This is a genomic window from Methylotuvimicrobium buryatense, assembly GCF_005931095.1.
GTDB lineage: Bacteria > Pseudomonadota > Gammaproteobacteria > Methylococcales > Methylomonadaceae > Methylotuvimicrobium > Methylotuvimicrobium buryatense.
This window is the reverse complement of sequence record NZ_CP035467.1, coordinates 4,932,864-4,945,788: the sequence shown is the minus strand read 5'-3', so window position 1 is coordinate 4,945,788 and position 12,925 is coordinate 4,932,864. Positions and strand designations below refer to the sequence as shown.

Below are 12,925 nucleotides of genomic sequence, written 5' to 3'. Positions count from 1 at the left end.
AGTAGAGATTTACAAAAAAGTCGTTTTTACTCGGCTTTTGCAATTTCCGCGCGCATTTGGTCGATGACTGCTTTGTAGTCCGGTTTGCCGAAAATCGCCGAACCGGCAACGAAGGTATCGGCGCCTGCCGCTTTGATTTCACGAATATTGTCGACTTTGACGCCGCCGTCGATTTCCAAACGAATATCGAAACCGCTTTCATCGATTCGTTTTCTTGCATCGCGCAGTTTGGTTAATGCCGATGGCAGAAACGACTGTCCGCCGAAGCCCGGATTGACCGACATCAACAAAATCATGTCGAGTTTATCCATCACATGATCGAGATAATGCAGAGAAGTCGACGGGTTGAATACCAAGCCGGCTTTACAACCTTGGTCTTTGATCAATTGCAAGGTTCTATCCAGATGAACCGAAGCCTCAGGATGGAAGGTAATATAGCTGGCGCCGGCTTTAGCGAAGTCCGGGATGATTCGATCGACCGGATCGATCATCAAATGCACGTCGATTGGAGCGGTAACGCCATGATTTCTTAATGCTTCGCAAACCAATGGGCCGATCGTTAAATTGGGTACGAAATGATTGTCCATGACGTCAAAATGGACAACATCGGCACCGGCCGCTAAAACGTTATCGACTTCTTCGCCTAAGCGGGCAAAATCGGCAGAGAGAATGGAAGGAGCTATCCAGTTTTGGGCCATTTTTTTATCCTCGATTAAAACAAAACAAGCAATTATAGTCTTTTTTTATTAATTGATCCCGCATTGATTTATAAGTGTATTCAGTGAGGCAAGCGATATCAAGTTTAAGTTCAAAAAACAACTCTGGAGCTATTGTAGAGTCGGATAGACGAGGACTATAATCGAGTCGTAGTTCTGTTCGTTTATACTCCTTTTAGATTGAAAACCGTCTAAGAATAAAAGGTATGGGATGTGTCATCGAGGAACGCCGTGAACCCCTCCATGGGGGCTTGACGGCAGCTCTGCCGACATCCTCGCTAGCCACACCCCATATCTTCATAAAGTTACCATTTTTGAGTATAAAGTGAGTAGAACTCGTCCATATAGCAAGGAGAATGATTATGAACAAGAAAATGATAATTGCGTTGTTGGCACCGTTGTTTTTTGCTCCGGCTGCTTATGCGCAATTCGAACATCACAAAGGACCTGTCGATAGTTGCGTGAAATCGGCGCTCGATGCTCATCCTGGGGATATAGTATCAATGCGGGCCGAAATCGAAGACGGTAAGCCTCAGTATGAATTGGATATCCACGGCAAGGATGGTAAGCATTGGGAAGTCGAATGCGATGCCGCAAGCGGTAAAATATCCGAAACCGAGCGCGAAGTCGCGGCCGACGATCCGGAATTTACGTCGAAGGCTAAAGTCAGATTGGATGCGGCGTTAAAAACGGCATTGGACAAGTATCCGGGCAGCGTCATGAAAATCGAATATGAAATCGAAGCGGACGGCGGCGTTGCCTATGAGTTCGATATCAAAACCGCCGACGGCAAGCTGCTTGAAGTTGAAGTCGATGCAATCAACGGCAAGCTCAGCGACCCGGAAGAAGTGGTCTATCAAATCGGCTTGGATTGATAAGGCGAGTCGTAATTACGGATGCTATTGTCGCTACAATAGCATCCGATTTTTTGGCACGGACCAGGACATTGCCAACCATACGGTAGATTGGCCATTTAACAGGGGTGTTTTTTGGGAGTTTTTCCCATTGCCTTGATCGACCTTCACCTGCTAGAGTCTTCGACCAGCATATCTCTCTTTCTTCAGTTGTTTCTCGAAAATTTCGCAGTGCCATATTTCCCCCTCCGATTGATTTCAATCACCGTTTTCATTTCACTGATGCCGTTCGTTGATGCGGCCGAGCCAGTCGAAAAGGAAGCGCAAGCCTCGGCACAAACGAAAATAAGTCCGTCTGGCGAGCCCGAAGATAAGGCCGTTTTGCTTGATGTATTGTCACGGTTCGAGTCCGAGTTACGAGAACAGCTCAAAAACGCCCTTGCCGAATTGAAACAGCGTATCGAACAGGGTCCGCCCTTCCAACTCGAAGAGCGTCAAAAGCGTATAGTCCGGCTGGAAATCTTGCTGAACGATCCCGATGCCGATTTGCCGGAACAATATCGGCGCGTCGTCGAAGCGTACCGGGTCGAGCTCGATTATGCGAAGACCATCGATGCCTATCGAGCTCTGCTGAAAACCGACGGAAACGAGCGCTTGGTGGACTTCCTCAGCATCGGGCGCTTGGCTTTGTATTACCAAACCCTCAATGGCCGCGAATCGGGCATTTGGCTTAACGATAGTCGCCGTTGGCAGCGTTTGTCCGGGGAAGGCAATGAAGCGATTACTCAAGGGCTGCGCACCGCGCGGAAATTGGAGCCGCCGCAATTGATCGAACTGCCGCTGCCGGGACCTAGGAAGCCATGAATATGAAATTTTGGTTTGTCTTATGCCTCGCGCTTGCTTTGGCCCCATTCGCCCAAGCCGAAACCGAAGCCGTATTGACGCCGCCGGAATTGGAAACCCGTTTGGACGAAGAGCTGGCGGCCAAGGCCGCATTGTTTCTGGCGATTCGAGAAAGCGCTTCGGACCTCAAGCCCTTATACCAGCAGCTTTTTTTAGCCGGCGATGCTGCCCGGCAGAGGGCCTTGCTCGAACAATTGGCCGACTCTAAACAGATACCGGCGACAGAAGATCTAAAGGAATTATTTACCAGTTTACAGCAGCAACTCGATGCCTTAGGGAGTGTGTCTATTATTCAGGCGCCGGTTTATGAACCTAGCGGTCAGGCCGTCGACAAGGAAGTACTAAGGCTCGGCGGTTTCAGCTTCATCGCCGATGGGCGTTATCTGGCGTATTCGCCCGAGATCGACCGATTGGTCGAATTGCCGCGCCAACCGGCGTCGAGCCTGCTCAATTCGGCGCGCCGATTTCAGCAAGTGAATGCCGATACGCTGGCGCCGGTCGCGATCGACCCGTCAGGCGGGCAGACCTTGCAGTTATTGGTGCAAATTCCGAATTTGCAAGAACGCATCGCCCAAGGCGGCATCGTCGGTTGTTTGATTCTGATCTTGGCTGGTTTCGCTTACGCGCTCAGCGGATACCGTTTCGTTGATCTGACCCTGGTCGGTAAACGCATCAAACAGCAACTGCAAACGACCGATTTGAGGCTCGACAACCCCTTAGGCAGGGTTCTCGCCAAGCTGGAACAGGAGACCGCATGCGATGAAGAGGCTTTGTATTTGACCGTCGAGGAAGCCTTAACCGGCGAGCGGATCAAACTGGAGCGCGCCCTGGCCTTTTTGAAATTAGTGGCGGCGATTGCTCCGATGTTGGGTTTGCTCGGTACCGTCACCGGCATGATTGAAACCTTTCAAGCCATTGCACTGCATGGCTCGGGCGATCCGAAATTGATGTCGGGGGGGATTTCGCAGGCGCTGGTTACAACCGTGCTGGGGCTGGTAGCCGCGATTCCGATTTTGTTGTTCCATAGCTTGTTGCTTGGCAGATGCCAAAATTTGGGCAATTTATTGGAAGCCCATGTCGCGGCGGCTCTGGCTTTACGTCTCGAGCAACGGCATGCCGCCGAATAAAACCTAACGGTAAACAGCGATGAACGGCGATATTATCGAAAGCCTGATCATTTCGCTGCAGCGCGCCGAACAGCACATCGAGGATTTGATCGCGATGGGCGGGCCTGTCATGTGGCCGCTGCTGGCCGTTTCGCTCGTATTGTGGACATTGGTTTTGGAGCGTTATTGGTATTTGCTGCTTGTCTTTCCCGCCTATATCGAAAACAATCTTCCGGTTTTGCGCTCGCGTGTCGTGCTGATCATCGAGACCGCTGAAGTCACTTTTTTACTGCGCCGCCATCTGCGGCTCATCAAAACATTGTCCGGTATTCTGCCGATGCTGGGTTTATTGGGCACCGTGACCGGCATCGTCGAAACCTTCGATTTGATTCGCGTGTTCGGTAGTGCCGAGCCGCGCATCGTCGCGCGCGGGGTCTCTCAGGCATTGATCACGACAATGGCCGGTTTGGTGTTGGGTTTATTCGGCGTGGCGGTCGGTTACGATCTCACTCGGCGGGCGCGCACAGGCGAGCGCCGGTTTCGCAGTCAAATCGGTCGTTATGAATAGATTGCCATGAATCGAAAAAAATTATACTTCGCGCGGCCACATTTACGGTTTTCTAACTCGCTCTTTTGTTCGATAGCTGCGTTGCGAAAACAGTTACATAGCTTGCTATGCGTCTGTTTTCGCGCCTTGCTCTCGAACAAAATAGCATTGCCATAAAAGCCGCAAACATGACCGCACGAAGTATATTCAAAAGCCGTAACGACAACAACGAGGATCATTCCGATACGATCAACATGACACCGTTGATCGACATGGTCTTCATTTTGTTGATTTTCTTTCTGGTGACCAGCTCGTTCATCCGCGAATCGACGGTTGCGGTTCAGCGCCCGAGAGCCGCGACGGCCACACCTCAGCAAAATACCGATTTGATCGTAACGATCGGCTCGGATGAACAAATCTGGCTGAACAACGACTCGGTGGATATACGCATGCTGCGTGCCCGGATCGAACAACAAGGACTCTCGGGACCGAGCCGGTCCGTGGTTATTTTGGCCGATCAAAAGACCAGCACAGGGCTGTTGATCAAGGTCATGGACCAACTGCGCTTAGCCGGCTTGGCCACAATCTCGGTGGCGGCCAGTACGGAGCCGGACCCTTCATGAAACCGGCGCATTCGGGCCGGGTGTTGTCGGCGTCGTTTGTCGCGGCCTTGATCATTAACCTAGCTTTGCTGCTCTTGATCGGCGCATTGATCAGCCGGCGAGAAGCCGCATTGATTTCGGAAGCGAAACCGCAAGCGATCGAATTCATTCGCATGCCGCCGAAGGTCGAAGAGCCGAAACCGAAGTCCAAACCGATCGAGCCTCCCGAACCGGAGCCGAAAGCCGAGCCCGAACCGGTAAGGCCCAAGCCCAAAGCCGTCACGCCGAAACCGGTCAAGCGTGCCGCTCCAAGGAAATCGGCCCCCAAAAAAACGCCATCGCCAAGCGTTCCGGCCCCCCGCATCGATATTCCCAAACAAGGAGACGGACCTGAATTGGCACCCGTGCCGGGCACCGACTCACGCGTGACCGCGCCGCCGTCGGATTGGTCGACCGACAAGACCGAAGCGGCGGCAAGCGGTGACGGCACCGGTGCGGGAAACAGCGGCGCGGGCGATCGAGCCTTGGTGGTGTTATCGCGCACGATGCCGCGTTACCCGCGTCGGGCGCGCGAACGCGCTATCGAAGGCTGGGTTCGCCTGGAAATCGTCGTGAAGCCGAATGGGACGGTCGGCGATGCCCGAGTCATCGATGCCAATCCGAAGCAAATTTTCGATCAGGCGGCTCTCGAAGCGATCCGGCGCTGGCGATTCAAACCGACACACAAGGACGGCCGCGCCGTCGAACAGCGAGTGGTTCAAGAAATCAGCTTTCGGCTCGATAGGCGGCGTTAGTCGAGCTTTCGATTCGCTGAGGAACAAGCTGAAATAACTTCTTTAAATGGTTCCCACGCTCTGCGGTTCGTATCGGTAACTTGCTAGACAGGTTATCGCTCCCAGGGCCGAATGCTCTGTGGGAGCGATCCCCAGATCGCGATGTCGAAGCCGCAAACGTCAGGTAGCAATAAATGCTATCGAGGTCGTATTGGCTAAGATGGCAATACACAATTTATGTATAACGACGAGTGCAGAGCGTGAGAACGATAAGTACCCCTCTTCATCTGAAAAAGGGCTGGTGTGAGAGCATCAACAGTCTGAGTTATCTTGTGCTCATTCTTAATCGGAATATCAATATCCATGGCACCAAGACATTGCACACATGAAAGCCAAATTAAAACTAATCGCGGGCTTCGTTTTGTTGGAAACGATCGATATCATTCCGTTGCCGATTACGACACTGGTTGCGGTCTATATCGTTTGGAAAAAGCCGCTTTGGTTTAAAAACCTGGTGCTGGAGCTTTATCAAGTGGACGAGCCGAAGGCTAAGGAACGGGATGACAAGTCATTGAATTAGCACCGGTGAAATAGAGCAATTTATCCAAAAAAGCGATTTCTACAAAATCCGCGGCAATATTTCGACGGCCCATTAGGTAAATGGCTTGGGAAGTATAACTAATCGAATCTTTTCGCGATTTTTGAGCGTTTCGTGGACAATATGCTTTTATTACCCGATTTCAAGAGAACCTCCCACGATGCCAGCGATTACAGAACAACTATTCGAATGTCTGTCCGATATTCAGACGCCTGGAAATTTTTATGCCACCGGTTCCATCGATGCTTTTCCTCCAAGTTTGGAAGTCGACGGCGTCGGGCGGATCGCGTTGCCCATACTGCCGGAACAGGCCGAACTGTTGATTGCGGCCGCCGAGCGCGCGCCATACGGCAAAGGCCGCGAAACATTGGTCGATACCGAGGTTCGGCGCACTTGGCAAATCGATGCCGGACAAATCAAACTCAGCGGCAAGCACTGGCGGGCGCAGCTCGATGCCATTGTCGGCCAGGCCGCAGCAGGTTTGGGCGTGGCCGGCGAAGTGCGAGCGGAACTTTACAAATTGCTGGTCTACGATGCCGGCAGTTTCTTTGTCGGTCATCGCGATACCGAGAAAACCGCCGGCATGTTCGCGACTTTGGTGATTGTCCTACCCTCTTTGTACCGGGGCGGCGAATTGCGTATCAGTCATCGTCAGGAAGAAGTCACGCTCGATTTGTATCGAGAAGATCCGTCCGAAATCGCTTTCGCGGCGTTTTATGCCGATTGCAGGCATGAAGTGTTGCCGGTTTCCGAAGGTTGCCGGTTGACCTTAATCTATAACCTGGTACGACCGGACACCAAAGCGCCATTGCCTCAACCGCCCGATTATCGCCGGCAACAAACACAAGCTGCTTCATTACTGCGCGATTGGGCGGCGTCGCTGGCAAATATTAGCGATCGCGAACTTCCGGAAAAACTGATTTATCCACTGGAGCATGCTTATACGCAGGCCGAATTAGGATTTGACGCGCTTAAAAATGCCGATGCCGCACTTGCCGAAGTATTGACCGAGGCCGCCGGGAAAGCCGATTGCGAGATTTATTTGGCGTTGGTGACGATGGCGGAAAGCGGCAGTGCGGAACCCATCTACACCGGAAGCGGCCGGCGCCGTTATTGGGACGACGATGATTTCGAATACGAAATCGGTGAGGTTTTCGATCGTTTCGAAACCGTTTCCGAATGGCGAAGTATCGACGGTAGTCAACCGCAATTACCCGTATTGCCGTTTAGCGCGGATGAATTTTGTCCGCCGGAGGCTTTCGAACAAATGGAAGCCTGCGATATCGAATTTCAAGAAGCGACCGGTAATGCGGGCGCATCCTTCGAACGCACCTATCGAAGCGCCGCACTGGTCATTTGGCCGCGCGCCGGTCATTTGGCGATCATCAATCAAGCGGGAGCGAAAGCCGCGCTAAACCAATTGATCGAATTGTGCGGACAATGGGAAAATGAAGGCAAGCCGCACGACTCCGATATTCGCCGAAATGCGCGTACCCTGGCGGGTTTCATGCTGCGCGATTGGTTACCGGATTCCTTCCAGCCGCAAGGCTACGCAAGCACTACCGTAGTGCGCGATTTCTTGAATCTATTGCTGCGTTTGCAGGATAGCGAACACATTGACCGGCTTTGGTCGATCATTGCCGAACGAGGATTTTACAACAAGGAAGACTGCTCCGAGCTGGTAAGGGCTTCCGAGCTATTGCCGTGGAACTCGGTGGTCCGCAGACTGGAAAGTGCAATCAAAATCGGCGGCTATAAAGCACTGGAAGCCGGCACCGCGCTGCTGGCCGCCTTTTGCTGGAGCAAACCCGAACAGGCGCCGGCATTGATCGCGGCCGCCGAAATTTTATACCAAGCATTGCCCGGCGACGCCAAGCGCTTTCCACAACTACAGCCTTGGGAGATCGAAAGGCTTAAAATCACTCCCGAGATGGCGGCGGATGTATTGGAAAGTTTCAGCGCGATCGAGCCCGTTTTGGCCGAAAAAACGCTGGAGTATATGCTTAAATGGCCTAATCGCTACAATATCGAGACGACTCTGACGCCTGCCTTGTTGCTGTTGACGGGCCACCCATTGCCGGTAGTGACACGGCTTCGCGCTGTTATCACAAGCTACCTACAGACCCGCATAGCCGACGAACCGGTACAACCGAAGGATTGGCGAAGACATAGTGCCTTGACTTGTAAGTGCAAGGACTGCGCGGAGTTAAGCGCATTTCTCGACAATCCTGAACAGTCTCAATGGACTTTGAAGGCACCCGAGGCGCGGCGTTCGCATGTCGAGGAAATCATCCGGCGAAGCAAGAGCGATGTCGATTGCGCGACCGACCGTAGTCATAGGCCTTATAGTCTGGTTTGTACAAAAAACCAGGCAAGTTATCGGCGGCATGCCGAGCAACATCAAAAATACCGGGATACGCTTGCGCAAATTACGGTTGACTAACTCATCCGGTTAATTTAAGAGTATTTAACACTTGCTAGACAAAGTTCAGCAAGCTGTGCTGGAATAATGAAATCAGAGATATGGCGAACAACATCCGCCATTTTTGACCGATTTATTTAAGGAGACCGCGATGCCTAAAAAAGCCGCGAAGAAGCAAAAAAACGATGAAAACCAAGAAACGCTGCGGGATTTGCAACGCCGCGCCGATGAATTTATCAATGAAGGGTTCATATCCGGTGAAATGGACGAGTTGTCCGAAGCATTGAATAAAAAGTTTATGGACTATATCGATGCGTACGAGGATACGAAATGGGTAGCGACCTTCGACTTACTGTTGCAATGCGGCATGACCTTACCGAGCCCGGAAGAGTTGGACGATACGCAACTCAGCGCCAAATTGTGGGAGGTCATTAATGGTCTAGCGATGCTGCGCATGTTTCTTTACAGCACGGATCACCTTAACGACCGCGAACTCTACGAAATACTTTGGCATGACGTGTTGCGCGAGGAAGGCCCGGTTATGCCGTTAGATAACGATTCGGCCTTCCATATCGATATATTGGGCAGCGGCAGCGAGACAGATATGATGCTTTACCTTCGCTTTTATGCGGATAAAGAAGAACGTCGCAACTGGGCGAAAGATTGGCCGGAAGATCTCATCCCTCCTCATGTCGAACCTCCTTACGATCGAGACCGGCACTTGCCGAGCCGCGATCAAACGCAATGGCGTATTGACGGCAAACCGTCTTAAAACAAAACTGTACTGCAACTTCGGATTTCGTTGTCTCGTTCCCAAGCTCCAGCTCTTATCGTTATACACAAATATCGGTAAAATTGCTAAACAAAGGTCATCGTATACCCGGCAACGGTGCTGTTTGAAAAAACTGCGGATATTGAACATCAGTGGCTCCGAAATCGCGATCTGGGGATCGCTCCCACAGAGCATCCTGCCCCTTGTGGGAGCGACGCCTTCGTCGCGATTTCGAAGCCGGGTACGTTAAGCAACAATAAAAGGTATCGAGGTCTTATTCGCCAAGATGGCAAGACGGTATCTACGACTTATGTATAACGGCGAGAGCTCCAGCTTGTGAATGCCTACCGTCAAGCTCTACTTGTATACACGCCAAGCTGCTAGAGCTTGGGAGCGAGAGAGCTTTCAAAAATGGCCGTAGCGACTCTCGCCTGCGCCTTGATAATTAGCGTAGATATGCTGGTAAACCAGCAAACTTTTCATATCCACTTCCTCATCCGGGTAGGTCTCTTGCGGCAACCACTGTAGACTGTGATCGATCAGGGTTTTCACTTGCGCGGCGACTTGAGTGCTTTCGCGCCAACGCTCGATTTTCAATTTTTCCGCTTTTAAGGTCGCCAACGTCGTTTTAGCAACTTCTTTAACTTTTTGGTCTTCCGCTTTGGTCAACTCCGGTTTTTTCAGTAAATCGAAAATCGCCAAAGTTTCTTCATCCAAACCCTCGCGCATCGCTCTTTCCGTTTCCGGCATCAGCCCGTTTTGCATGAAATCATTCAGATCGTCGAATGCTTTTTGAACGGCTTGAATGTCCTTGCCTTGGTTATATTCGGCAATGATGGCTTTATATTTTTCGTAAAACTCCAGACGAAGCGGGTTCTGCTGAACCATTTGCTCCAGTTTTTTTTGAATCGCTGCTTGCAGATCGAACACCACCGCGTTTTTTTGCTTCGATTTGGCAAACGCCGCCCGAAGCTTATCGAAATCCAAGCAGCTCAAATCGACAAAATCGTTATCGCGGATTTCGTTGTCTCGAACGTTGACGCTAATATCGACTTCTTGTTGCAGCCTGCGGATGACATCGGAAATATCGGCCAGCTTGGTTTTCTGATTCAACTGCTCGTAGATCGCTTCAATCGCGTTAAAAGCCTGAATAAAAGGTTTGACTTCGGGTTCCGGATACAACGCCTTGTATTTTCTGAAAACATCGCGCGCCGCAACTTCGAATCGAGTCCGCATGGTTGCATTCAAACACACGGCATTGGTTGCTTGTTTTAATTGGCTCAACCTCTCCAAGGCGGTTCCGGCAAGCAATAATTTATCCAAGTCGAACGCTACGTTCTGCAAGAATTGACGTACCGTTAAAATAGCATCGGCCAACTCGTCGGCCATTGCAACCAGCATTTCCAAGGGCCGGCCCGAGTCATTTTCCTCATCGCCGTTTTTGCGTTTACCCCTATCGCCGCCTTCGCCATAGATTGAATAGGCTTTTTCCAGTTGTTTGTATACATTGCCGTAATCGACAATCAAACCGTTTTCCTTTTCATCGTCATAGACTCGATTGGCGCGCGTGATGGTTTGCATCAGCGTATGCCCTTTGATCGGCTTGTCCAGATACACCGTTGAGACACTCGGCACATCAAAACCCGTAATCCACATCGCGCAAACTATCACTAAACGAAAAGGATTATCGTCATCCTTGAATTCGGTTTCCAAATCGCGCTCGACCATTTTTTTGCGGTGCGGCTCAATATCCAGGCCCAATTTGGCGAATTTCCGAACTTCATTTTGTTCGGGGCTAACCACCACGCACACTTCGGTCGCTTCAACCCGTTTCAAATGATGCTTGAGTTTCAGCTCTTCTTGCTGATCGTCGGCATCGTGAATGCGCTGTTTCAGTTCGGCGACATATTCCGGCCAATATTTCATAACCAAGTCGTGCATCCGGACGGCAGTCGGTTTATCCAACGCCACAAACATCGCTTTGCCTTGATAGCCGCGGTCATTGAAATGCCATACCAAATCCCTGGCGATCGCATCCAATCGTCGCTCGGACGTTAAAATCGGATAATCCCGTTTAAACTCCCGTTCCAGTTTTCGCCGCTGATCGTCATTCAACTCGGCATCATCGATGATATCGGACATGCGTTCGTCCAGATCGGGGTTTTCGATACCCAGCTTTTCGCCGCGATTCAAATAACGCAGCGGTAACGTTGCACCATCGACGATCGCCCGCTTAAAGTCATACACCGAAACATACTCGCCGAAAATATTCCGGGTCAGTTCCAGTTCGTTTTTAATGATCGGCGTACCGGTAAAGCCCAGATAAGAGGCGTTGGGAATTCCTTTGAAACGCATATTGCCGGCAAAAGCGCCGCCTTGAGTCCGGTGCGCCTCGTCGGAAATCACAATGATATTGGGGCGATCGGTAATCAGAGGGTAGTCCGTTTCCTTCTTGGGATCGATCGAGAACTTGTGAATCAACGTGAACACATAACGATGATTTTCGGTCAATAATTCACGTAAATGGTCGCGGCTCTTGGCGCGTACATTATCCTCGGTCACCGCGCCCACGCTGCTGAAAGTGTCGTAAAGCTGATTTTCCAGCTCGGTTCTATCGACAACCAACAAAAACGTGTAACTGCCGCCCAACTTACGCAGAATTTTTTGACACAGAAACACCATCGAATAGGACTTGCCGGAACCCTGAGTATGCCAAAACACGCCCAGCTTGCCTTTTAGCGCTTCAATATGGGCCGATCGATCGATGACCTTGTTGACGCCGATGAACTGATGGTTTTTGGCCATGATCTTGGTGACTTCGGACCCTTCGCCATCGAATAATAAAAAATTCTCGAACAAATCCAGCAAACGATGCGGCGCACAAGTGCCGCGTAGCAATGTATCGAGGCTCACCACGCCTTCGTCCTCCTCCTCGATGCGCTTCCATTCCATAAAAAATTTATACGGGCTGGTCAACGTACCGACCCGGCTATCGGCGCCATTGCTCAGAATGATAAACGCGTTGCAATGCAGAATTTCGGGGATGGTGTCTTTATAGTCGGAGAGATTATTGTCAAACGCATGGCGTAAATCGGTGTGATGGGCTTTCAACTCAAAAAACACCAGTGGAATGCCGTTCACAAACCCCACGACATCGGGGCGGCGGTTATATAATTTACCCACTACCTCAAATTGCCTGACGGCTAGAAAATGATTGTTCGCCGGGACGTCAAAATCAAAGACCTTCAAGCGTTTTTTCTGCAATACTCCTTTCTCGTCCTGATAACTGATCGGAACGCCTTTGACCAGCAGATCATGTTTATCCTTATTAATCGCAGCCGGATGCTTGTCCGCCGCTGATTCCTTCAGCACATTCACTGCTTGTTGATAAGCGGCTTCCGGCACATCGGGATTCGATGTCCGTAGCGCCTGTAACAGATAGCGCTCCAGAATCACTTCGGATTTATTCAGCCGCCCCAGCAAACCGTCGCTACGGTCGGCCTGAGTTGCCAGGGATTCCTTTTGCCAGGCCGTAACCACCGTCCAGCCTAGATCCTCCAGCACCTCTTGTGTCGCGGTCTCAATCAGGCCGTCTTCCGAATATTCGTAGCTCATTGCAGAAAATAGTTATG

The 12,925-nt window shown here is 51.0% G+C and carries 11 protein-coding genes; 9 read left to right on the top strand and 2 right to left on the bottom strand.

Features of this window, described 5'->3' with window-relative positions:
* Positions 1-26: 26 nt before the first annotated feature.
* A complete protein-coding gene (rpe, locus tag EQU24_RS21930; RefSeq protein WP_014150400.1) occupies positions 27-698 on the bottom strand; it encodes a ribulose-phosphate 3-epimerase in 672 nt (223 codons plus the stop codon).
* Between the two features lie 380 nt (positions 699-1,078).
* Here rpe and EQU24_RS21920 point away from each other — a divergent pair, with 380 nt between their 5' ends.
* From EQU24_RS21920 to EQU24_RS21880, 9 genes are all read left to right on the top strand, one after another.
* Positions 1,079-1,591, top strand: coding sequence for a PepSY domain-containing protein (locus tag EQU24_RS21920; protein WP_017841518.1), 513 nt, complete (start codon positions 1,079-1,081; stop codon positions 1,589-1,591).
* Positions 1,592-1,852: 261 nt separating this feature from the next.
* On the top strand, positions 1,853-2,434 hold the full coding sequence (locus EQU24_RS21915) for a DUF3450 domain-containing protein (protein ID WP_083877856.1): 582 nt from the start codon (positions 1,853-1,855) through the stop codon (positions 2,432-2,434).
* 2 nt (positions 2,435-2,436) lie between these two features.
* A complete protein-coding gene (locus EQU24_RS21910) occupies positions 2,437-3,600 on the top strand; it encodes a MotA/TolQ/ExbB proton channel family protein (RefSeq protein ID WP_235726420.1) in 1,164 nt (387 codons plus the stop codon).
* Positions 3,601-3,619: 19 nt separating this feature from the next.
* Positions 3,620-4,147 carry a MotA/TolQ/ExbB proton channel family protein gene (locus EQU24_RS21905; RefSeq protein WP_017841521.1) on the top strand — a complete coding sequence of 176 codons (528 nt, stop codon included), beginning with the start codon at positions 3,620-3,622 and terminating at the stop codon, positions 4,145-4,147.
* Positions 4,148-4,314: 167 nt separating this feature from the next.
* Entirely contained in the window at positions 4,315-4,749 is a 435-nt protein-coding gene (locus EQU24_RS21900) for an ExbD/TolR family protein (RefSeq protein WP_040575763.1), read from the top strand.
* Positions 4,746-5,522, top strand: a complete 777-nt coding sequence (locus EQU24_RS21895) for an energy transducer TonB (RefSeq protein ID WP_017841523.1) — start codon at positions 4,746-4,748, stop codon at positions 5,520-5,522. The genes EQU24_RS21900 and EQU24_RS21895 overlap by 4 nt, the downstream gene beginning before the upstream one ends.
* A 364-nt stretch (positions 5,523-5,886) precedes the next feature.
* Positions 5,887-6,081 (top strand): hypothetical protein, encoded by a 195-nt coding sequence (locus EQU24_RS21890; RefSeq protein WP_017841524.1) that lies wholly within the window; start codon positions 5,887-5,889, stop codon positions 6,079-6,081.
* A 178-nt stretch (positions 6,082-6,259) separates the two neighbouring features.
* A complete protein-coding gene (locus EQU24_RS21885; RefSeq protein WP_017841525.1) occupies positions 6,260-8,542 on the top strand; it encodes a 2OG-Fe(II) oxygenase in 2,283 nt (760 codons plus the stop codon).
* Positions 8,543-8,672: 130 nt separating this feature from the next.
* On the top strand, positions 8,673-9,293 hold the full coding sequence (locus tag EQU24_RS21880; RefSeq protein ID WP_017841526.1) for a hypothetical protein: 621 nt from the start codon (positions 8,673-8,675) through the stop codon (positions 9,291-9,293).
* Positions 9,294-9,698: 405 nt separating this feature from the next.
* Here EQU24_RS21880 and EQU24_RS21875 read toward each other — a convergent pair whose 3' ends face one another.
* Positions 9,699-12,908, bottom strand: coding sequence for a type I restriction endonuclease subunit R (locus EQU24_RS21875; RefSeq protein ID WP_017841527.1), 3,210 nt, complete (start codon positions 12,906-12,908; stop codon positions 9,699-9,701).
* Positions 12,909-12,925 lie beyond the last annotated feature (17 nt).